The organism is Halorientalis sp. LT38 (assembly GCF_037031225.1).
Lineage (GTDB): Archaea > Halobacteriota > Halobacteria > Halobacteriales > Haloarculaceae > Halorientalis > Halorientalis halophila.
In genome coordinates, this window is sequence record NZ_JAYEZN010000001.1 from 1,669,107 (window position 1) to 1,690,197 (window position 21,091).

Annotated in this window: 18 protein-coding genes and 1 tRNA gene; 16 read left to right on the top strand and 3 right to left on the bottom strand. The window is 63.2% G+C overall.

The window, feature by feature from the left end:
* Nucleotides 1–194: 194 nt before the first annotated feature.
* The 6 genes from U5918_RS08540 to U5918_RS08565 all read left to right on the top strand — a co-directional run bounded on the left by U5918_RS08540 (nucleotide 195) and on the right by U5918_RS08565 (nucleotide 7,500).
* On the top strand, nucleotides 195–2,294 hold the full coding sequence (locus tag U5918_RS08540; RefSeq protein ID WP_336000908.1) for a CARDB domain-containing protein: 2,100 nt from the start codon (nucleotides 195–197) through the stop codon (nucleotides 2,292–2,294).
* A gap of 464 nt (nucleotides 2,295–2,758) precedes the next feature.
* Entirely contained in the window at nucleotides 2,759–3,487 is a 729-nt protein-coding gene (locus tag U5918_RS08545) for a hypothetical protein (RefSeq protein ID WP_336000909.1), read from the top strand.
* An 89-nt stretch (nucleotides 3,488–3,576) separates the two neighbouring features.
* Entirely contained in the window at nucleotides 3,577–4,065 is a 489-nt protein-coding gene (locus U5918_RS08550) for a DUF6114 domain-containing protein (RefSeq protein WP_336000911.1), read from the top strand.
* Nucleotides 4,066–4,348: 283 nt separating this feature from the next.
* The gene (locus tag U5918_RS08555; RefSeq protein ID WP_336000912.1) at nucleotides 4,349–6,253 is read left to right on the top strand and encodes a PKD domain-containing protein; all 1,905 of its coding nucleotides are present in this window, start codon (nucleotides 4,349–4,351) and stop codon (nucleotides 6,251–6,253) included.
* A gap of 78 nt (nucleotides 6,254–6,331) precedes the next feature.
* A complete protein-coding gene (locus tag U5918_RS08560) occupies nucleotides 6,332–7,021 on the top strand; it encodes a DUF6114 domain-containing protein (RefSeq protein ID WP_336000914.1) in 690 nt (229 codons plus the stop codon).
* 38 nt (nucleotides 7,022–7,059) lie between these two features.
* A complete protein-coding gene (locus U5918_RS08565) occupies nucleotides 7,060–7,500 on the top strand; it encodes a DUF6114 domain-containing protein (protein ID WP_336000915.1) in 441 nt (146 codons plus the stop codon).
* A gap of 2 nt (nucleotides 7,501–7,502) precedes the next feature.
* Here the strand turns inward: U5918_RS08565 and U5918_RS08570 are convergent, their stop codons facing one another.
* Nucleotides 7,503–8,252, bottom strand: coding sequence for a DUF5781 family protein (locus U5918_RS08570; protein ID WP_336000916.1), 750 nt, complete (start codon nucleotides 8,250–8,252; stop codon nucleotides 7,503–7,505).
* A gap of 201 nt (nucleotides 8,253–8,453) precedes the next feature.
* On the opposite strand from U5918_RS08570, the gene U5918_RS08575 reads away from it, so the two are divergent.
* From U5918_RS08575 to U5918_RS08605, 7 genes are all read left to right on the top strand, one after another.
* The gene (locus U5918_RS08575) at nucleotides 8,454–10,640 is read left to right on the top strand and encodes an elongation factor EF-2 (protein ID WP_336000918.1); all 2,187 of its coding nucleotides are present in this window, start codon (nucleotides 8,454–8,456) and stop codon (nucleotides 10,638–10,640) included.
* A gap of 195 nt (nucleotides 10,641–10,835) precedes the next feature.
* Nucleotides 10,836–11,063, top strand: coding sequence for a hypothetical protein (locus U5918_RS08580; RefSeq protein ID WP_336000920.1), 228 nt, complete (start codon nucleotides 10,836–10,838; stop codon nucleotides 11,061–11,063).
* Nucleotides 11,064–11,225: 162 nt separating this feature from the next.
* Nucleotides 11,226–11,759, top strand: a complete 534-nt coding sequence (locus U5918_RS08585; RefSeq protein WP_336000922.1) for an amino acid-binding protein — start codon at nucleotides 11,226–11,228, stop codon at nucleotides 11,757–11,759.
* A complete protein-coding gene (locus U5918_RS08590) occupies nucleotides 11,756–12,709 on the top strand; it encodes a homoserine dehydrogenase (RefSeq protein WP_336000924.1) in 954 nt (317 codons plus the stop codon). The genes U5918_RS08585 and U5918_RS08590 overlap by 4 nt, the downstream gene beginning before the upstream one ends.
* Before the next feature lie 152 nt (nucleotides 12,710–12,861).
* A complete protein-coding gene (gene tuf, locus U5918_RS08595; RefSeq protein ID WP_336000926.1) occupies nucleotides 12,862–14,130 on the top strand; it encodes a translation elongation factor EF-1 subunit alpha in 1,269 nt (422 codons plus the stop codon).
* A 3-nt stretch (nucleotides 14,131–14,133) separates the two neighbouring features.
* Entirely contained in the window at nucleotides 14,134–14,442 is a 309-nt protein-coding gene (gene rpsJ / locus U5918_RS08600) for a 30S ribosomal protein S10 (protein WP_077205861.1), read from the top strand.
* A gap of 117 nt (nucleotides 14,443–14,559) precedes the next feature.
* Nucleotides 14,560–14,631 (top strand) — tRNA-Ala (locus tag U5918_RS08605).
* Nucleotides 14,632–14,774: 143 nt separating this feature from the next.
* Here the strand turns inward: U5918_RS08605 and U5918_RS08610 are convergent.
* A complete protein-coding gene (locus U5918_RS08610) occupies nucleotides 14,775–16,112 on the bottom strand; it encodes an SPL family radical SAM protein (RefSeq protein ID WP_336000927.1) in 1,338 nt (445 codons plus the stop codon).
* A gap of 240 nt (nucleotides 16,113–16,352) precedes the next feature.
* Between U5918_RS08610 and U5918_RS08615 the strand changes: the two genes are divergently transcribed.
* The 3 genes from U5918_RS08615 to U5918_RS08625 all read left to right on the top strand — a co-directional run bounded on the left by U5918_RS08615 (nucleotide 16,353) and on the right by U5918_RS08625 (nucleotide 20,737).
* On the top strand, nucleotides 16,353–17,405 hold the full coding sequence (locus U5918_RS08615; protein ID WP_336000928.1) for an SPL family radical SAM protein: 1,053 nt from the start codon (nucleotides 16,353–16,355) through the stop codon (nucleotides 17,403–17,405).
* A gap of 100 nt (nucleotides 17,406–17,505) precedes the next feature.
* Nucleotides 17,506–18,705 carry a three-Cys-motif partner protein TcmP gene (tcmP, locus tag U5918_RS08620; RefSeq protein WP_336000930.1) on the top strand — a complete coding sequence of 400 codons (1,200 nt, stop codon included), beginning with the start codon at nucleotides 17,506–17,508 and terminating at the stop codon, nucleotides 18,703–18,705.
* A 619-nt stretch (nucleotides 18,706–19,324) separates the two neighbouring features.
* Nucleotides 19,325–20,737 (top strand): cytochrome P450, encoded by a 1,413-nt coding sequence (locus U5918_RS08625; RefSeq protein ID WP_336000932.1) that lies wholly within the window; start codon nucleotides 19,325–19,327, stop codon nucleotides 20,735–20,737.
* A 26-nt stretch (nucleotides 20,738–20,763) separates the two neighbouring features.
* Here the strand turns inward: U5918_RS08625 and U5918_RS08630 are convergent, their stop codons facing one another.
* Nucleotides 20,764–21,075, bottom strand: a complete 312-nt coding sequence (locus U5918_RS08630; RefSeq protein ID WP_336000934.1) for an ASCH domain-containing protein — start codon at nucleotides 21,073–21,075, stop codon at nucleotides 20,764–20,766.
* Between the last annotated feature and the right edge of the window lie 16 nt (nucleotides 21,076–21,091).

The following is a 21,091-nucleotide window of genomic DNA, read 5'->3' on the forward strand; positions in this document are numbered from 1 at the left end:
CTCCGTAGTGGCCACGACGCCAGGACGGCCTGAGTCGATTTCGCGTGCGCGGGTGGCCCCGTGCATGCGCTGAGGGAACGAGAGGTCGTCCGCGGGTAGTGGGGCCCGCGGACGGGACTGGCCGCCAGTCCCGGTGTTGGGGGTCGTGCCACCGCGTTGGGAGCGAACCAGCGCGAACAGCATGGAGCGACACTATGGGATACGACAAGGGAACGATACCTAACGGAACGATCGTAACGGTCACCCTGTTGGCCGTCGTCGGCTTGCTGCTCGTGGGTGCCACACCGGCAGCCGCGCAGGCCGAGGACACCTCCGACTTCGACTTCAACCTCAACGATAGCGAGGATGGAGGCGAGTTCGGATTCGACGGGGACAGCAACAGTCCGGTCTTTAGCTTCGGCGACGCCAGCGATTCACCGCGGTTCAGCTTCGGCGACGCCGGTGAGGCGCCCGACTTCTCCGGCATCGGGAGCGGCAGCGGTGACGCCCCCGACTTCTCCGGCATCGGGAACGGCGACGCGCCGGATTTCTCCGGCATCGGTGACACTGGAGACGCAACGGACTTCGGCGGCATCGGTGACGGTGGCGACGGGCCGGACTTCGGCGGGATCGGCGACGGCGCAGGTGAAGGTCCCGACTTCTCCGGCATCGGTGACGGCGAAGCGCCGGACTTCGGCGGCATCGGTGACGGTGGCGACGGTGACGATGGCGGCGACGGTGACGACGGGACCGACACCGATCCGGCCGGGCCCGCGGACTTCCAGGTCTCGAACCTGAACGCACCGGGCACGGCGACGGTCGGTGACACGATCACCGTCTCGGCGGACGTGGAGAACGTCGGCGAGTCCGAAGGGACCCAGGCGGTCACCTTCGGCGTCGACACGGACGGTGACGGAACGCTAGAAACGCTCGCGAGTCAGGACCAGACCCTGGCCAGCGCTGGGAGCACCACGGTGACCTTCGACGTCGACACGAGTTCGCTATCGGCCGGTACCTACACGCACGGCGTCTCAACGGCCAACGACTCAGCGACCGCGCAGATCACGCTGGAGTCCCAGCAGCCCGATCAGCCGGCGAACTTCCAGGTCTCGAACATCGACACGAACTCGCCGGTGACGGAAGGCGAGACGCTGACTCTCGACGCGACGGTCCAGAACACCGGCGACCTGGAGGGCACGCAGACGGTCACGCTGTCGGTGCTCGACGAGAGCGACAGTTCCGACGTGACCCTGGCCGGCGGCGCGAGCCAGGAAGTCACGCTGTCGGTGCCCACCCAGACCGGTGACGCCGGCTCTTCCTCGGCGACGGTCGCGACGGAGAACGACTCCGTGAGCACGAGCGTGCAGGTCAACGCTCCCGACTCGGCCGCGAACTTCCAGGTCTCGGGTGTGAACAGCAACTCGCCGGTGACGGAAGGCGACACGCTGCTCGTCAACGCGACGGTCCAGAACACCGGGGACCAGGCCGGAACGCAGACGGTCGAGCTGTCGGTCGGCGGGACCGTTCGTGACGACACGAGCGTGACGCTGAACAGCGGTGCGAGCCAGGACGTCTCGCTGTCGTGGACCACCGCGTCTGGCGACGCTGGCGACTACACCGCCACGGTCGGTAGCGCGAACGACACCGGCTCGACGAGCGTTTCCGTCGAGAGCGACTCCGGCTCGGGCGGAACCGAGTACCAGTCGTTCACCGCCTACACCGAGGACGGCTACATCGACGTGGGGAACAGCAGCACCGCCGGCTACGGTGAAATCCCGCACTGTCCCAACGGTGAAGCCCAGACGGACAAGGGCTGTGTGTACTTCAACGCCAGCTTCGACCAGTCGACTGGCGACTACACTGTCTCACCGGAGAACTTCAACTTCCCCGTGATCGACTTCTCGTCGAACACGCTGGGTCCGCTGGCCACCGACAATAGAGCTACCGACACCATCACTGGGTCGCTCGACACCTCCAACGGTTCGGGATCGTTCAACGCCCCCATCTTCGCTAATATCGAGGAGCTCGGTCAGGGTGAGGACTGTGGCATCTCGGTCAACGTCGAGGGGACCACCGGTCAGAGCGGCAATCTGACTGGCTCGCCCGCCGACCCGGCCACCTTCGAGGAGAACGGCACGGCCCGGGCCACGCTCGTCGACAACGAGTTAGAGGTGCCCGGCGCGAGCGGCTGTAACGTCCTCGACAGCACGGTCAACGGCGACGTCGGCCTGCCCGCACCGTCCGGTGAGAACGAGATCAAACTCGACATCTACATCGTGTTCCACGAGGAATCCGTCGACCAGCTCGGTAACTAACCGGCCATCGAGGCTCGGTTCGATCCGTTCCGAAATTCACATTCTTTCTTCGCTCACCGATCAGCGACCGGCATTCGGAGGCACACGACTCGGACGAGAGCCGATAGTACGTCGCCCGGAACTCGCTGCATTCGGTGGCGAACCGGCCAGGGTCTCGTGGTTTCACACACAATTCCTGAACGCAAAATATGCTAACACTATGGAGTGAATATAAATGACCGTCTATGTCCGGGGTAACACTGAGGGGTGAGTCAGTATGTGTCTTTCAATGACGTGGTACACTGCGGATGAGTCGATTGGAACTCTCCCGCAACCGTCGTTCGCGTTCTCGTGGGGAGAACGGTGGACGGCGCAATTCCCGTGGTGTTGGGGCCTGGCACCCGCAACGTGTCCGGCAATGGGGGGAGATACGACGACACGTCGCACGCCACGCGTGCACGGCGCACGAACGAGAGTGAGAAAACATGTACGACAAAAGCATACTCGCAAAGAGTACCGGTGCATCGCTCGGGGTGGTCGCGATCGTCGGCCTGCTCTTCCTGAGCACAGGCACGGCGTTCGCGATGCCGGTCGCAGGTATCGGCGGATTCACGATTACGGCGGATCACATCGAGGGTGAGGGCATGATCCTCTACCCCGGCTCGTCCGACGCGGAGAACTCCACGGGCGTGTCCGATCAGGGCCAGCCGGTCGGACCGACCGACCAGTATCCCGTTGGTATCGTCGAACTCGATAGCACGACCATCCAGGGCATGAACCTGATGAAGGTCTTCGACCTGCAGAACGCAAGTGGCGGTCTCATGCCAGGGAAGGCGCGCATCGTGATCTCGGCCAGCGGTAACGTTACGTCCGAGACGCTCATGATGAAGACGCCGCAGCTGGCGGCCGACCACGCGACGTTCTCGGGCATGGTCATCGACGAGAACACCGTCGACGGCCCCGAGGACATCTCGAGCTGGATGGAACTGACGACCGACGAAGAGCCCACCACGCCGATCGAAGGCGTTGGCGGCGCAACGGCCGGTGAGCTCCGCAAGAACTACACTGGCGGCGACGGCGGTCCCGGGATGGTCATGGAAGGCGCGTTCATCCGCGCGACCTACCTGGCCACCGACAGCATCTCGATGCCCGGCATGGCACTCGAGGTGCAGTACGACGCCGACAACGACGGCGACTACGAGTGGGCCAGCTAACGACCGCTAGCTAACCGACCGACCCATTTTTTCGATACGCAGTCGACGAGGATACGCTTTTAGTGCGACACCGCGAACACAATCAAACAATGTCTGTTCGAGCAAAACTCTGGGGCACGATTCCGGGGCCGATCCGCCGACGAGTCGACGACCGCCGCGGTCGATTCGGCGAGTGGAAGCAGGGCCGCCCGTTCACGGGCGCGCTCCTGTTGATGATCGGCGGCATCGTCATCGGGTGGGTACCGATCCAGTTCGCGACCGAACTGGCGATCATCGGTGGCTCGTTCACCGTCATCGGGCTGGTCTTCGCCGCGATGGTCTTCCTGACCGGCGCGTTCGTCATGGCCAGACCGGAGCTGTCGACCATCTTCGGCGTCATCGGGATCGCGCTCTCGATCCTCTCGCTGATCGGGGCGCTCGGCGGGATGTTCGTCGGGATGATCATCGGTATCGTCGGGGGCAACCTCTGCGTCGCCTGGCAGAACCCCAACCCGGAACCCGACACCGCTCGCGGATCGAGCGGCGCGGAGGCCACAGCGAACGAAGACGTCCAGTTCAGCTGGCAGGGCGACCAGTAACGGGGGATAGAGAGGCCGAACGGCCTGGTATCCGGAAGCAGAACCGCCGGGCGTCGCTCGAACCGTCACGGGGCTATAATAATAGGCCGTCCATATCCGGGGTAAGGTTCAGCATGGAAACTGGTAATGTTTCCAGCAACGCGGTCGGGCTGGCTGGGGCTTGGGGGGAGCCCGTGGGACGACGACCAACGATCGATCGCCGATAATTATGTACAACCGGAAACGCATTGCGCGGGGGGCTGGAACCGCCATCGCGACGTGGGCGCTGATCGGACTGCTGGTAATGTCGACTGGCGTGGCTTTCGCCTTGCCGCTGGCAGGGGTCGGGGGGTTCAACGTCACGGCCTCGGAGGTCACGGCCGAGGAGATGATCCTGGTCCCCGGCGTCGACGATACGGACACGGAGCAGAACTTCCCGCAGACGGTCGTACAGCTCACGAACGCGGAACTCCAGCAGTTCACGCTGACGAAGGACATGGACCTCGACCGGGTTTCTGGATTCCCGATGCCGGGGACGGTCAGGGTCCGGTTCGCCTCCCCGGGCCAGACGGACGGGGGGAACGTGATGGTGAAGTCCTCGGCGCTGCAGGCCGAGCAGGCGACGTTCAACGATTTCGTCACGAACGACACGAACGCCACGGACGCGCGCGGGCGCTGGCGGATCCAGTCCAACGGCCCGGTCACGCTCCAGGGGGCCGACCGGAACGGCGTCCAGATCCGGGCGCATTACCTGCTCGCGGACCGGATCTCGATCTCCGATCTGCAGTTCGTCACCTGTTACGACCCGGACAGCGACGGGAACTTCGAGTGGGGGCCGTGTCGCGACGCGAGCGCAGGTGACGGCGACACCGGCGGTAACGCCGAGCCCACGGCCGACGCGACGAGCAGCGAGGAGACGGTCAGCGTCGGCGACTCGGTCACGTTCAACGGGTCGGCGTCGAGCGATCCCGACGGCTCGATCACGTCCTACGAGTGGAGCTTCGGCGACGGGGCGAGCGCGACGGGTGCCGTGGTGAGCCACACCTACGACGAGCCGGGCGCCTACACGGCGCGGCTGACGGTGACCGACGACAGCGGCGCGGAGTCGATCGACTCGGTGACCGTCTTCGTCGAGGGGAACGAAGCCCCGATAGCGAGCCCGTCCGCGTCCGCGACGACGGTCGAGCCCGACCAGTCGATCACCTTCGACGGATCGGGATCGAGCGATCCCGACGGGACCATCGAGTCCTACGAGTGGGACTTCGACGACGGCTCGACCGCGACGGGCCAGCAGGTCAGTCACAGCTACGCCGAGGACGGCACCTACGATGCGACGCTGACGGTGACCGACGACGACGGCGCGACTGCGTCGGGGTCGGTCAGCATCACCGTCCAGGGCGAGGACTCGCTGATCGCCGCGGCGTCGGCGAGTCCGCAGGAGACGATGACCGGTGATCCCGTCACCTTCGACGGGTCGAACTCGGTCGCCGAGAACGGCTCGATCGAATCCTACGAGTGGGACTTCGGCGACGGCTCGACGGCGACCGGCCAGCAGGTCACCCACACCTACGCGTCCGGCGGTGAGTTCACGGCCACGCTGACCGTCACCGACGACAGTGGGCAGACCGCGACGGATACGGTGACGGTCACCGTCACCGACAACGATCCGCCGACGGCCGACGCCTCGGTCGGGTCGACCGTCGTCGAGGTGGGCGAGTCGGTGGCCTTCCAGGGATCGAATTCGAGCGACCCCGACGGGACCATCGAGTCCTACGAGTGGGAGTTCGGCGACGGGGCGACCGCCACCGGATCCTACACCTCACACGCCTACAGCTCGCCCGGCGAGTACACGGCGACGCTGACGGTGACCGACGACGACGGCGCGACGGACTCCCAGAGCGTGACGATCACCGTCGACGACAACGACGCGCCGACGGCGGTCGCGTCGGTCAGTCCCACGGAGGCCGAACCCGGTGAATCGTTCTCGTTCGACGCGTCGGACTCGAGCGACCCCGACGGCTCGATCGCGTCCTACGAGTGGGACTTCGGCGACGGCTCGACGGCCACCGGCCAGCAGGTCAGTCACAGCTACGACTCCGAGGGCGAGTTCACCGCGACGCTGACGGTGACCGACGACGACGGCGCCACCGCGACCGACACCGTGACGGTCACGACGTCGTGTGACTGGTGGGACCTCCTGTGCGGGTGACCGCACGGTCGCCGCTCGCCGTTCCGCGTTCGTAACCGTCGAAAGACAAAAGCAGATGGGGGCAGGATTTTCGCGCGAATGGAATCGTCGTCGGGTGCGGGATCGTCGATTCGTGGGTGGATCGCGGATCCGCGAGGGGAGTTCGATCGCTGGCAGCGACCGCGGCCGTTACTGGGGGGCGCCCTCCTGGTGCTCGGGTCGCTGCTCATCGGCTGGGTGCCGATCCAGTTCGCCGCGGAGTTGCTGTTCATCGGCGGCGCCTTCACCGTCATCGGACTGTTCTTCGCGTCGCTTGTGGCCTTCTGCGGGCTCGCGGCCGTGGCGAAACCCGAGTTCGCGTCGATCTTCGGCGTGTTCGGGATCGCCTTCGCCACCCTGTCGCTGGTCGGGGCGCTGGGCGGCCTCTTCGTCGGCATGATCATCGCGACGGCGGGTGGCGTGCTCTGTTACGCCTGGGACCCGCCGGCGGAGGCCGACGTCGACGTCAAGACCCTGGCCGAGGCCTCGGAGTTCGTCTGGGGCGGGACGACGGACTTCATCTGGGGCGGGACCTCGGGATTCATCTGGGGCCGAACCTCCGAGTTCATCTGGGCGTCCGACGACGAGGACGCCTCGGACGAAACGAGCGACCGGACGGACGCCGAGACGGAGTCCGCCGGCGGTGGGGACCTGATCGAGGCCATTACGGGCCGCGAGGACGCCGACGACCCGGACGAGAGTGACGACGAGATCGAGTCGGGCGATCTGGACGACCGGTTCGAGCTCTAGGGGGAATCGTTTTCACCGTGTCACCGACAGGAAGCGGCATGGACGAGGCGGACACCGAGCCGACCGGTGGCCCGGGCGAGCGGAGCGCGACCGTCGGCGATCGGCGGGCCGCGTTCACCGACTGGCGACGCCGACGGCCGTTCTGGGGCGGGACCTTGCTCGTGCTCTCCGGGCTGGCGACGCTGGTCCTGCCGGTCGTCTTCGAGCGGTTTCTCCTCTTCACCATGGGCTCCTTTACCGGGTCGGCGCTGCTGTTCGGCGCGTCGCTCGTGGTCTGTGGACTGCTCGTCCTCACGGTGCCGTCGCTGTCGTCGGTGCTGGGCGGACTCGGGATCGTGCTGGCGACGGTGTCGCTGTTCGGCGCGCTGGGCGGGCTGGTGATCGGTTCGGTGCTCGGCGGGCTGGGCGGCGTCCTGGCGTTCGCCTGGACGGGCGATTCAGAGCGCGGCGCTGAGGGGGAAGGGCGAGACGGCCAGTAGCGTCAGTCGGCCGCCTGTTGGCCGCCGATGGCGTACTCGCGGGTGACGTCGACGAGGATCTTCCGGTACTCGCTCTCGCCGGGGTCGTCGGCGAGCGACCGGAAGCGCTCCTTGAACCGGTCGAAGCGGATCTCGGGGGCGTCCTCGGCGGCCGCGTGGGCCAGGTCGTAGAGCCGGTGGTCCGTGCCGACGAGGCCGTGGCGTTCGACGAGCGCCAGGGCGAAGGCGGCGTTGACCGCCGTGATCTCCGGATCCGCGGCGGCCGTCAGTCTGGTGCCGGCGGGGAGGGCCGCCGGGCGGTCGGCCAGCGCGGCGGCCAGACTCGATTCCAGGAAGGCGACCAGTTTGTCCGCCGGGGCGACCGAGAGGGTGAGGTCGTCGGCGTAGATGTCCTTCATGTGATTGGCGATCTGGTAGCAGTGGGTGAGCTTCCGGCGCTCGACGCTCCGGCCGGAGAGGGCCAGATAGAGGGCCTCCTCGGTCGACTGGGTGTGTGAGGGGTGGCCCTGCTCGTTGCGGTGCATGTGGGAGAACTCGTGGAGGGCCAGTTCCCGGGCCATCGCGCTACTGGCGGCCTGCCGGGAGATCGAGAGGTCGTGGCCGTCGGCGTCGTGGCTCGTGTAGGTCCGCTCGTCGGGGTCCTCCCGGAGGTAGACCGAGACGGGGCGGTCGAGGTCGTACTCGGTCTCGAAGAGGTCACGCGCGCTCAAAAACGGCTCCGTCGGACCGGCACCCTGCACGCGAACGTCCATGTCTTCGCACATTACGAGACCAACCCGTATCACTGTTGCGGGGGTGTGAGGACTGCGTGCGGCTTTCGGGCCGGTCGGATCCGTCGGGGACGGGGAGTCGAAAACGGGGGCAGCGGGCGCTGCGCGGGCGGTTTGCGGGTTCGGCCGGGGCCGGGGCAAACCACTTCACTTTTGACCCTGCTTCCGATAGACCTGAGTATAATGGGCCGACGCAAGAAGATCGTACAGGAGTGCGAACGGCTGATGGACGAGCCGGAGAACATCCGGAACATCGCCATCGCCGCCCACGTCGATCACGGCAAGACGACACTGACGGACAACCTCCTCGCGGGGGCCGGCATGATCTCGGACGAGACCGCCGGCGAGCAGCTCGCGATGGACACCGAAGAGGACGAGCAGGAACGCGGGATCACCATCGACGCGGCGAACGTCTCGATGACCCACGAGTACGAGGACACCAACCACCTCATCAACCTCATCGACACGCCCGGCCACGTCGACTTCGGGGGCGACGTGACCCGTGCGATGCGCGCCGTCGACGGCGCGCTCGTCGTTGTGGACGCCGTCGAGGGCGCCATGCCCCAGACGGAGACGGTCCTCCGACAGGCGCTCCGCGAGGGCGTCAAGCCCGCCCTGTTCATCAACAAGGTCGATCGCCTCATCTCCGAGCTCGAGGAGGGCCCCCAGGAGATGCAGGAGCGACTCACCGCGGTCATCCGCGACGTGAACGACCTCATCCGCGGGATGACCGAGGAGATGGACGACATCGACGACTGGACCGTCTCCGTCGAGGAGGGGACCGTCGGCTTCGGCTCCGCGCTCTACAAGTGGGGCGTCTCCATGCCCTCGATGCAGCGCACGGGGATGGACTTCGGCGACATCATCGACCTCGAGCAGGCCGACGAGCGCCAGGAGCTCCACGAGCGGACCCCCCTGGCCGACGTCGTGCTCGACATGGTCTGTGAGCACTTCCCCAACCCCATCGACGCCCAGCCGATGCGCATCCCGCGCGTCTGGCGTGGCGACGCCGACTCGGAACTGGCCGACACGATGCGGCTGGTCGACGAGGACGGCGAAGTCGTCCTGATGGTCACCGACATCGGCGTCGACCCCCACGCCGGCGAGATCGCCGCCGGCCGCGTCTTCTCCGGGACGATCGAGAAGGGACAGGAACTCTACGTCTCCGGCACCGCGGGCAAGAACCGCATCCAGAGCGTCGGCATCTACATGGGCGGCGAGCGCGAGGAAGTCGACCGCGTCCCGGCCGGCAACATCGCGGCGGTCACCGGTCTGAAGGACGCCATCGCCGGCTCCACGGTCTCCTCCGTGGAGATGACACCCTTCGAGTCCATCGAGCACATCTCGGAGCCGGTCATCACGAAGTCCGTCGAGGCCCAGCGGATGGACGACCTGCCGAAGCTCATCGAGACGCTCCAGCAGGTCTCGAAGGAGGACCCGACGATCCAGATCGAGATCAACGAGGACACCGGCGAGCACCTCATCTCCGGGCAGGGCGAGCTCCACCTCGAAGTGATCACCCAGCGCATCGAGCGCAACCAGGGGATCCCCGTCAACACCGGCGAACCGATCGTCGTCTTCCGCGAGGCCCCGCAGGAACCCTCCCGCGAAGTCGAGGGCATCTCGCCGAACCGCCACAACCGCTTCTACATCAGTATCGAGCCGCTCCCGCAGGACGTCGTCGAGACGATCAAGATGGGCGAGGCGTCGATGGACATGCCGGAACTCGAACGGCGTGAGGCGCTGATGGAGGCCGGTCTCGACAAGGACACCGCCCAGGAAGTCGAGACCATGCACGGCACCAACATCCTCATCGACGACACGAAGGGGATCCAGCACCTCAACGAGACGATGGAACTCGTCGTCGAGGGCCTCGAGGAAGCGCTGGACGACGGCCCCCTCGCGGCCGAACCCGTCGAGGGCGCCCTCATCCGCCTCCACGACGCCCGCCTCCACGAGGACGCCATCCACCGCGGTCCGGCACAGGTCATCCCCGCCGTCCGCGAGGCCGTCCACAACGCCCTTGTCGACGCCAAGATCCGCCTGCTGGAGCCGATCCAGGAGGTCCGGATCGACGTGCCCAACGACCACATGGGCGCCGCGTCCGGCGAGATCCAGGGCCGCCGTGGCCGCGTCGACGACATGTACCAGGAAGGCGACCTGATGGTCGTCGAGGGCGTCGCGCCCGTCGAGGAGATGATCGGCTTCTCCAGCGACATTCGGAGCGCCACCGAGGGCCGTGCCTCCTGGAACACCGAGAACGCCGGCTTCCAGGTCATGGCCGACAACCTCCAGCCCGACCAGATCACCGAGATCCGCGAGCGCAAGGGCATGAAGACCGAACTGCCCGAAGCGATCGATTACTTCTAGCCACCTTTTTCTTCGTCGGGTCGCGGCGACGCCGCGACCGCTCCTCGAAAAACGTGGGCGAAAAAGCGGGACCTCGCTACGCTCGGCCCCGTGAACCGCCTCGCTTCGCTCGGCGGATGCTGGCCTCTCTACCGCACCGTCCCGCGACCGCAGTGTTTGATCAACTTTACCCCAGCGCGCCGCCTAGCTGAGGGTATGTCGCTACTCCACCAGATTCTGGACGTCCTCATCGGGGGGTTGATCGCCGGCGTCTCGCACTTCCTGTTGAGTTTCGTCATCGCCGACCCGAACCTCCCGGTCACCATCGGCGTCATCCTCGCGAGCATGTACTACTTCTCGCGGAATCCGTGGGGGGCGAACCCGGAGCAGGCCGAACGGACGAACGAGCGGATCGACGAGGTCTACGAGAAGATCCTGCCGTGAGCGTCCCCGCGCGGGCCGCGCCGAAACACCCGGCAGGGAAGTACGAAAAGGTGGCATTCTTATAACGGTCGGTACGTGAGATGCAGGCATGACCAGCAACGGGAGCGACGACCGGCGGTGGCGGTATCCGCCGGATTGCGAGTCGCGGGGGGTGCGAGGCGTATGAACGACCACAGCGAGGAGGTCCACGCCTACACCGTCCGGCTGGAGCTCGTGGACGAACCGGGCGAGCTGTTGCGCGCGCTCGACCCGATCGCGAACAACGGGGGCAACCTCCTCTCGATCTTCCACGAGCGCGGGAACCTGACGCCCCGGGGCCACATCCCGGTCGAGGTCGACCTGGAGGCGACGCCCGAGCGCTTCGACGCGGTCGTCGAGGGGCTCCGGGACGCCGGGGTCAACGTCATCCAGGCCGGCGCGGAGCGCTACAGCGAGGAACTGACCGTCATCGTCGTCGGCGACCTCGTCCAGACGGACCTCTCCGATACCCTGTCGGCGATCCAGGACGGGACGGACACCTCCATCACCGACGTGTCGCTGTCGGCGCCCGAGGGGACCGAGAACGGCGCGAGCGCACGGCTTCGGTTGAAGACCCAGAGCGGCGAGTCCGAGACCGTCCTCGACTCGGTCCGGTCGGTCGCCGAGCGAAAGGACCTCCGCGTCATCGAACCGCTCACGGGAGGTGGTGAGGCGTGAGACTGGCCATCGTCGGCGCCGGCGACGTGGGTCGGTCTGTCGCCGACCTCGCCGCGGGGTACGGCCACACCGTCACCGCCGTCGCCGACTCGTCGAGTGCGGCCGTCGACGCCGACGGGATCGACGTGGCCGCCGCCCTGGAACGAAAGCGCGAGGAAGGCACCGTGGGGGATGACTCGCCCGAGGACGCCCTCGACGGGGAGTACGACGCGCTGGTGGAGGCGACGCCGACGACCCTCGGCGACGCCCAGCCCGGCTTCGGGCACGTCCGGACGGCCCTGGAGCGGGACCGCCACGTCGTGCTCGCCAACAAGGGTCCCGTCGCCGAACGCTACGCCGAGATCCGCGACCTCGAACGCGAGAGCGCCGGCTCGGTTCGCTTCGAGGCGGCCGTCGGCGGCGCGATCCCCGTGCTCTCGACCGTCGAGGACGTGGGCCCGGACAACATCGTCGCCGCGCGTGGCGTGTTGAACGGGACGGCCAACTTCGTCCTGACGCGGATGGCCGCCGAGGGGCTGGACTACGAGCACGTCCTCGCGGAGGCCCAGGACATGGGCGTCGCGGAGGCGGACCCCTCCTTCGACGTCGAGGGGACCGACGCGGCGCTGAAGTGCGTCATCCTCGCGAACGTCCTCGCACAGGGCGAGCGGACCTACGAACTGGCCGACGCCGAGGTCGAGGGAATCACGGACGTCCCGGGGAGCGCGCTGGAGCTCGCCAACGAAGACGGCCGGACCGTGCGGCTCATCGGCGAGGTCAGCGGCGAGAAGGTCCGGGTCGGCCCGCGACTCGTGCCCGAGCACGGCGACCTCGCGGTCGGCGGGACGACGAACATCGTCCAGCTGGAGACCGATCACGCCGGCCGGCTGAATCTGAGCGGCCGCGGGGCGGGCGGCCCCGAGACGGCGACCGCCGTGCTCTCTGACGTGGGTCGACTGCCCGAGCTGTGAGGGCCCCAATTCGGAACCGGACTGGCGCAAGTCGTGTGACGGTCTGCCAAATCGCAAGACGGCGGCGGGACGGCGACCGCCACCTATCGAAATCGTTTTAACTGCCACCACCAAAAGAGTCCGATATAGCGCCTCTGCGCGTGAGATAAAAAATGAGCGAAGAACGTCACCAGAACCTGGCCATCATCGGCCACGTTGACCACGGGAAGAGTACGCTGGTCGGACGCCTCCTCTACGAGACGGGGAGCGTACCCGAGCACGTCATCGAACAGCACAAGGAAGAAGCAGAAGAGAAGGGCAAGGGCGGCTTCGAGTTCGCCTACGTCATGGACAACCTCGCGGAGGAGCGAGAGCGAGGTGTCACCATCGACATCGCCCACCAGGAGTTCAGTACCGACGAGTACGAGTTCACCATCGTCGACTGTCCCGGCCACCGTGACTTCGTGAAGAACATGATCACGGGCGCGAGCCAGGCCGACAACGCCGTGCTCGTCGTGGCGGCGGACGACGGCGTCCAGCCGCAGACGCGTGAGCACGTCTTCCTGGCCCGCACCCTGGGCATCGACGAGCTCATCATCGGCGTCAACAAGATGGACCTCGTCGACTACGAGGAGAGTCGGTACCGAGAGGCCGTCGAGGAGGTCACCGACCTGCTCAAGCAGGTCCAGTTCAACGTCGACGACGCGAAGTTCATCCCGATCTCCGCGTTCGAGGGCGACAACGTCGCCGAGGACTCCGAGAACACACCGTGGTACGACGGCCCGAACCTGCTCGAGGCACTCAACGACCTGCCCGAGCCCCAGCCGCCGACGGACGCCGACCTCCGGCTTCCGATCCAGGACGTCTACACGATCTCCGGCATCGGGACCGTCCCGGTCGGCCGCGTCGAGACGGGGATGCTCAACACGGGCGACAACGTGTCGTTCCAGCCCTCCGACGTGAGCGGCGAGGTCAAGACCATCGAGATGCACCACGAAGAGGTGCCCCAGGCCGGCCCCGGCGACAACGTCGGCTTCAACGTCCGCGGCGTCGGCAAGGACGACATCCGCCGCGGTGACGTCTGTGGCCCCGCCTCAGACCCGCCGAGCGTCGCCGAGACGTTCACGGCCCAGATCGTGGTCATGCAGCACCCGAGCGTGATCACCGCGGGCTACACCCCGGTCTTCCACGCCCACACCGCACAGGTCGCCTGTACCATCGAGTCCATCGACAAGAAGATCGACCCCTCGACCGGCGAGACCGCCGAGGAGAACCCGGACTTCATCCAGTCCGGCGACGCCGCGGTCGTCACGGTGCGACCGCAGAAGCCACTCAGCATCGAGCCGTCCTCGGAGATCGAGGAACTCGGTTCCTTCGCCATCCGCGACATGGGTCAGACCATCGCGGCCGGCAAGGTCCTGACCGTCGAGGAACCGAACTAACGCATGCAGCAGGCACGCGTTAGGCTCGCAGGCACGAGTCCCGAGGACCTGGACGACATCTGCGACGACGTCCGCGAGATCGCGGACAAGACCGGCGTGAAGTTGAGCGGCCCGGTGCCGCTGCCGACGAAGACGCTGGAAGTGCCCTCGCGGAAGTCCCCCGACGGAGAGGGGACGGCCACGTGGGAACACTGGGAGATGCGCGTCCACAAGCGGCTGATCGACATCGACGCCGACGAACGCGCGCTGCGGCAGCTGATGCGGATTCAGGTGCCCAACGACGTGTCCATCGAGATCGTCCTCGAGGACTGAGCGAGCGCCGGTACGCACCGGCCTCGTGGGGATTCCCCCCGTCTCACGCGCGAGGCACTCGCGCTTTCGGGGTCCGAACGGAAGCTATAACGGCGTCGATACGCAATCACCGACTGCGGGCTCGTAGATCAGCGGTAGATCGCTTCCTTCGCAAGGAAGAGGCCCTGGGTTCAAATCCCAGCGAGTCCACTCCACCTTTTTCTTCGTCGGGTCGCGCTTCGCGCGACCACTCCTCGAAAAACGTGGGCGAAAAAAGGCCGAGTCCTCACTCCGTTCGGACTCGGTGAACCGCGCTCGCTTCGCTCGCGCGGATGCTTGCTCAATTTAGCAAATCACAGTAGTTTTTTCAATTCCTGTGCGTCGCTCATGAGTTGCTGTTGAGATTCGTCAGGAGCCCTCTCGTTATCATCGAAATTTTCTGGTGATACCGCCTTTTGCATTGCCCGAAGCCGCCGCGATAGCTCACCGGAAGTAGCATCGACGAGCTGGTCATCAGGCCACGAGTGAACCTCGATATTCCCGTACCGGTTAGCCTGCTGTTGGACGGTATTGATTTGCTCAACAGCGTACTCCACCCAAGCGGTCCGGTCCTCCTCGAATTCCCGAAGCTTTGTTACCACATCATCCCTTCCCACTTCTTCAGCGGCTTCTAGACACATCTCGAAATTTGCCCCACGCGGGTTGATCGGTTCATGGAAAACAACCGCTGCCCCGAGTGCGGAGAAGTGACCTAGTAGGTTGTCGATCTCGTACTTTCCCATCCCGGGGTACGTAGGAGACATGGAGACGAAGACAGAAACGCCAGCCCGTTGGAGTTGATCGAGCGCATTCCATCGCTTCATCGGCGGTGGTGCGTTCGGTTCCATTGCCGAAACTAGTTCTGCGTCCAGCGAGGGAATCGACGAACCGACTGTCACCAGATTCCCTGCTTGTTTGAATAGATCGAGATCTCGAACTACTGCCGGACTACGGGTTAGGATTCGGACTGGAATTTCGTGTTCAATCAGTTCGTAAACACACCCCCGAGTTATCTGTGCGGCACGCCGATCCTGATAGCAATCCGTTCCGCTCGACAGCATCACGACGCCACGACCGCGATCGGTCTGCTTTCGTTCCTCGGGGTTTCGATCTTCGAGTATCCGGTGGAGGCGTTCGGGGAGATCGTCGCGGTAGAGAAGGTAGCTTCCCCAATCTCGTTGGGCATCATCTACGTCGGCCTGCTCGTTCAGCATATCCTCCCGGTGTTCGACGGCGGGCGTGGTCGGAACGTAGCAGAACTTACAGCCGTGACGGCAGCCGGTGGCGACGTTGATTACGTGATCGCAGAGGCTCTTCTTGTGCAGTTGGGATTCACTCATTACCGCCTTCGTTGGGTCGGTGTTTACCCGGACGCCGTTTTCTGAATCGCCGGTGGCGTCCATTGCACAATCCCAACAGAGGAGATCGCTGTCTGGATCGGAAGCAAAGCGACCGTTGATTTCATCACTACATTCAGAACAGAGGAGACCGGCCTGCCAAAGGTCGATACGCTCCCCATGCCTCCGCTCTGCTTCGCGTAATTCGTCAAGCGACGGACTTTCGTCGAAGGATTCGAGGACATGGCCCCTCTGGTTTTCGAGGGCATAGGTTCGCTCGAACCAGCTATCTCCGGTGTCCCAGGTGAGTTTCATGGTGGGCCACTTACCTCGATATTTAAAATCCAACCCCAAAGAAGCGAGCCTACCGGACTGAAAGTAAAACACGGAGAACCACTGTGTGTTACTCCTTCTGGAAATCCGGAAACGACCCGGCACGACTTATTAAACTCTGCACTGAATCCTTGGTTATGATGGACTCGATGAGACGTTTGCGCCAAAATCTCGGGACAACAAATTTGTATTTCGAACTAGATAATCGAGGTGAGATGAACAATGACCCATAATCACGACGAGGTGCGAACCAGCGAGGACCCCACAAAGGCGATCTTGAGCGAATCGGGTCTAAACAGTAAGCATCTCTGTGATTATGTGGTTAACGTCGCCACCGGCTGTCGTCACGGGTGTAAATTTTGCTACGTACCCTCAACGCCGAACATCCGAACGCGGCCAGATATGCTTGAGGAAGAGGTTGACATAAAAAATGGGCAGAAAGAATGGGGGAATTATGTGCTCTACCGTGACGGCCTGGGTGAGAGATTAGATAATCATCTAGATAGAAAAAGAAGCTGGAATAAAACTCCCCGTGGCCGTGGTGTAGTTGGCGTTTCATTCTCAACAGATTGCTACATGGATGGCAGGGCTGGCAATATTACGCGTAATGTCGTTGACGCGCTAACTAACCATGAAAGGTATACTCGCGTTCTCACAAGAAATCCTATTCTTGCACTCCAAGACGCTGATGTTTTTGTTGATGGTGGAAATCACGTTACAATCGGATCCTCCATCCCGTGTATGGATGCTGAACAAGTACAAGCGATTGAGCCACGGGCACCCGCTCCCAAACATAGGTTGCAAGGTTTAAAGAAATTCAATGATCGGGGGGTCCAGACATTCGTTAGTATGAGTCCGACCTATCCCACCCAAAATAAGGAAGACATCAGATACCAGCTTCTTAGAGTCTCTGAGTGTGATCCAGCAGTAGTATTTCATGAACCAATTAATCCTCGTGGTGCGAACTTTGAGATGACTGTTGAAGCAGCCCGAGAGGCTGGACAAACGGAATTAGCAGAGGAATTAGACAATCTCCGAAACCGGGATCAATGGGTCGAATACGCTGTTAAACATCTTCGATGGGTCCAAGAAATTGGGAGGAATTTAGACCTACCTATTCACTTGTGGCCCGACAAGGAACTCATCAAATATGTCTCAGAGGAGGAAGCGACGTGGTTACAATCTTGGCGCGATCGTCAATCACCAGAAGACTTTGCTAAACGAGACACACCAAAAGGACCGGCACCTCCATATCCAGAACAGATATCAAGCTAAATTGATGGAAATTCCCACAGTGGCTCCCGAGGACTTATGTTATTACGGGAGCACTTGGTAGCTACCTCGTCTACAACGGCGCTTCCCTGAATTCATTCCCATGTACGAAGATAGTGACGAACGTAAATTTGGAAAAAAGGGCCAAAAAGGGAAAAAAGGCCAAACAAAGATGAAACATCGGATACTTCGTCTCTATCTGAATCCTTGGCTGAAAAAAATCAGCACAGTGAATTCAGATATATTATATGTCGACGGGTTCGCTGGACCTGGTGTTTATCCTGACGGATCTGATGGATCACCGATTATTGCGATGGAGATGGCGAACAAAATCCTATCAGAATCAGAGAGAGTGAGCAAACGGGTTGAGACTATTCGATGTGTTTTCATAGAAAAAGATTCTGAGAATTTTGCTAAGTTGGAGGAGTCAGTTGGCAGTCGAGCAAAAGAACTTGATGACCGCATTGATCCGGTTTGCATCAATGGAGAGTTTGAGGGGTGGGCAAATGATTTCATTAATGAATTTCAGGATACCTCGCCACCTCCGGGGCTTGTGTTCATAGATCCTTTCGGATATAGCAACATTCCATTTGAGCTAATATCCGACCTATATAGATTGCGCGATTGCAGTCTTGAACTCTTGATCACATTTATGGCTGGAAAGATGGCGCAGTGGATGGTAGATCAAGATCATCAGAAGGCGATCTCAGACACATTAGGAATTGATGATTGGCAAACTGAAGTTCCACCAGATATGTCCAAAGACGAGCGTGCAGAACAATTCTCGTCTATTTATCAAAGAGAACTACAGGAGCGTGCTGGTGCGGCCTTCACAATGCCGTTTGAGATGGTTGAAGAGACGAAGAAACAGGTTTGCTACTATTTAATCCATGTAACGAATCACTGGGAAGGCCTCAAAGTTATGAAAGAAACAATGTTCAATGCTGGCGCAGATGATAAATTTGCATACCTAGGTCCAGACCATTCTGGTTACGAAGATGAGCAACTCTCTTTTGCCGAGTTTGCAGAAACGGATAACTTTGAAGAGCGGATAGAAGATTTTGCTCAAGAATTATACTCAAAGTACAAAGGCACGGACATAATATTCCAGGACTTATTAGAGGATACCTTTGACGAAAATGTGTTCAAGGTAAGTCATTACCGAGAGGCTTTCAAGATACTGAAAGAAAACGGAAAGCTAGAGGTAGAACATCGACCAAATGCAGGAGGAAATGAATCTCGTGGATTTGGACGTCCCGATAGACTGGTGTTTGTGAATATGTCTTTGGGGAATTTCGTATAGATTGTTTGACCTATTATCTGTCTGAATGTCTAAAGCCACAGGTGACAGTTCGCCGTCAGCACACATATGGGATTTCTCTCCAATGTCATGGTCATAGAGGTCATGATGCTCTAGCGCCCGCTCAACCTTCTCCGTGATAGCGTACATCTTGAAGCTAACCGAAGGACCGACCCTCGCAACGTAATCTGCTCTAGCCAACGCTGCCATCCGATTGTAAGGGTAGCGGGGACTGTTCATTGTCAGCTCCACTAAACTGGGTACAGTCTGTCGTTTCCCGTCATACATCGCCTCTAGAACGTCAAAATACCAATGCGAGTGAGGCGGCCTCGATACCACAGGTAACGCACGACCGTTTCCGGAAGTTCCGGAAACACCCCGGTTCGACCCAAATACCTCCAAGCCCTCCGAACAGGTATGCCAGAGACACAACCTCAGATCGACGGAGAGGTGAGCGACTGAGATGCCCGAGTGCTGCCCCGAATGCGGGAATCCCGACCTCACACCAGAGGGCGGGTGCCCGTTCTGCCATCGGTGCGGGTGGAGCGAGTGCGGCTAGCCGATCGACGCCCACACGAGAGAGGCACCGGACTTAATTCCGTGCGCGCTCACTATTGACGGCATGGCTACGGACAGTCCCCAGGAAGCGCAATCGGCCGAGGGGGACGCGACGACGGCGGAGGATGCGACGGAGGCCCCGATCGCGCCCTACCCGCCCAACTGCGGGCCGCCCACGTTGCATATCGTCCACCAGATGCGCGATCCGCTGGCGTTCGCCGAGCGGGCGCTCGCGACGCGGGACGTCGTGCGACTGCACCAGTTCGGACAGGGCGACATCTACGGCGTGGGCCACCCCGAGCACGCCAAACGAGTGCTGCTCACCGACCGCGAGAAGTTCCGCAAGTCCGCGGACTTCCGGATCGCCTTCGGCGAGGGGCTGCTAACGGTGGAGGGCGAGGAGTGGGCCCAGCAGCGGGACGTCCTCCAGCCGCTGTTCACCAGGGACAGCGTGCTGGGCTACGCCGACGGGATGGTCGAGCAGGTCCGCCGCCGGATCGACCGCTGGAACGACGGCGATCGGCTCGAACTCCAGGCGGAGTTCACCGACCTGGCGCTCGACGTCCTGTTCGCGACGGTGCTGGGCCGGGAACTCGCCCTCGATGGCGACCGGGAGCTACGGGAGAGCGCCGAACACCTCCACGGCTGGTTCAAGCCGACCTCCTACTTCCTCCCGGAGTGGGTACCGACGCCGGCCCGACGCCGGTTCCGGGCGGCCAAGGAGCGAATCCGGACGGAGGCCGACCGGTTGCTCGACGAGGCGGCCGAGGGGGCGCCGACGGATCCGAGCGAGGCCGAGGACCTGCTCTCGCTGCTCGTGGGGTTGCGCGAGTCCGGGATGGCGGACTCGGCGATGCTCACGGACGAGCGCCTGCGCGACCAGATGGTGACCTTTCTCTTCGCCGGGCACGACACCTCGACGACGACGCTGACCTTCGCCTGCTGGGCGCTCGCGAACAACCCCGAACTCCGCGAGCGATTCCACGCGGAGGTCGACGAACTGGACGGGCCGCCGACGCTCGCGGACGTCGACGACCTCGAGGTGACCGAACGGCTCGTCACCGAGACGCTGCGGCTCTATCCGCCGGTACACTCGCTGCCCCGCGAGCCGACGACCGACGTGGTCTTCGACGGCTACCGCATCCCGGCGAACGAACAGCTCCTGGTCGCGATCCGGCACATCCACCGCGACTCGCGCTTCTTCGACGACCCGAAAGAGTTCCGCCCCTCGCGGTGGGACGGCGACCTCCAGTCCGAGTTGCACGACTTCGCCTACGCGCCCTTCGGCGGCGGCCCGCGGATCTGCATCGGCCGGCAGTTCGCGCTCCTGGAGGCTCAGCTGGCGCTCGCGACCATCGGCCGGCAGTACGACCTCCACTGGCTCGGCGAGAACGACGCCGACGGCGAGCCGCCCGTCTCCGCGGAGATGACCCTCCGGATGGAGCCGGGCCAGGAGTTCCTCGTCACGGAGCGCTGAGTACCGCCGCGACGGTCGCCGGAGCGCTATCGCTTCTCGAACCGGTGCAAGACGACCTCGCTGTCGTCGTCCCACTCGAAGTGGTCGTGGACGCGGTCGAGCATCTCGCGGTACTGTTCCAGGTCGCGGGCGCCTTCGGCCCGGGCGTCCTCGTCGGTCAGGTCGCCGAGGGTGCGGTCCTCGACGGCGACGACCTCGAACGTGGCGTCGTCGACGACAAGGGTGTCGCCCTCGTCGGCGTACCGGTGGCCGCGGTGGATCTGGGTGACCTCGCCCGCCTTGGCCTGGTCGCGCATCCGTTCGCTCGGCAGCAGGGTGTCGGGATCGAGTTCGGACACGATCGACGATTGGGGC

What these genes read in the sequence shown, in the direction of transcription:
- U5918_RS08540 (WP_336000908.1), top strand. Translation starts at nt 195, where the DNA reads ATGGGATACGACAAGGGAACGATACCTAACGGAACGATCGTAACGGTC.
- U5918_RS08545 (WP_336000909.1), top strand. Translation starts at nt 2,759, where the DNA reads ATGTACGACAAAAGCATACTCGCAAAGAGTACCGGTGCATCGCTCGGG.
- U5918_RS08550 (WP_336000911.1), top strand. Translation starts at nt 3,577, where the DNA reads ATGTCTGTTCGAGCAAAACTCTGGGGCACGATTCCGGGGCCGATCCGC.
- U5918_RS08555 (WP_336000912.1), top strand. Translation starts at nt 4,349, where the DNA reads ATGTCGACTGGCGTGGCTTTCGCCTTGCCGCTGGCAGGGGTCGGGGGG.
- U5918_RS08560 (WP_336000914.1), top strand. Translation starts at nt 6,332, where the DNA reads ATGGAATCGTCGTCGGGTGCGGGATCGTCGATTCGTGGGTGGATCGCG.
- U5918_RS08565 (WP_336000915.1), top strand. Translation starts at nt 7,060, where the DNA reads ATGGACGAGGCGGACACCGAGCCGACCGGTGGCCCGGGCGAGCGGAGC.
- U5918_RS08570 (WP_336000916.1), bottom strand. Translation starts at nt 8,252, where the DNA reads ATGGACGTTCGCGTGCAGGGTGCCGGTCCGACGGAGCCGTTTTTGAGC.
- U5918_RS08575 (WP_336000918.1), top strand. Translation starts at nt 8,454, where the DNA reads ATGGGCCGACGCAAGAAGATCGTACAGGAGTGCGAACGGCTGATGGAC.
- U5918_RS08580 (WP_336000920.1), top strand. Translation starts at nt 10,836, where the DNA reads ATGTCGCTACTCCACCAGATTCTGGACGTCCTCATCGGGGGGTTGATC.
- U5918_RS08585 (WP_336000922.1), top strand. Translation starts at nt 11,226, where the DNA reads ATGAACGACCACAGCGAGGAGGTCCACGCCTACACCGTCCGGCTGGAG.
- tuf (WP_336000926.1), top strand. Translation starts at nt 12,862, where the DNA reads ATGAGCGAAGAACGTCACCAGAACCTGGCCATCATCGGCCACGTTGAC.
- rpsJ (WP_077205861.1), top strand. Translation starts at nt 14,134, where the DNA reads ATGCAGCAGGCACGCGTTAGGCTCGCAGGCACGAGTCCCGAGGACCTG.
- U5918_RS08610 (WP_336000927.1), bottom strand. Translation starts at nt 16,112, where the DNA reads ATGAAACTCACCTGGGACACCGGAGATAGCTGGTTCGAGCGAACCTAT.
- U5918_RS08615 (WP_336000928.1), top strand. Translation starts at nt 16,353, where the DNA reads ATGACCCATAATCACGACGAGGTGCGAACCAGCGAGGACCCCACAAAG.
- tcmP (WP_336000930.1), top strand. Translation starts at nt 17,506, where the DNA reads ATGTACGAAGATAGTGACGAACGTAAATTTGGAAAAAAGGGCCAAAAA.
- U5918_RS08625 (WP_336000932.1), top strand. Translation starts at nt 19,325, where the DNA reads ATGGCTACGGACAGTCCCCAGGAAGCGCAATCGGCCGAGGGGGACGCG.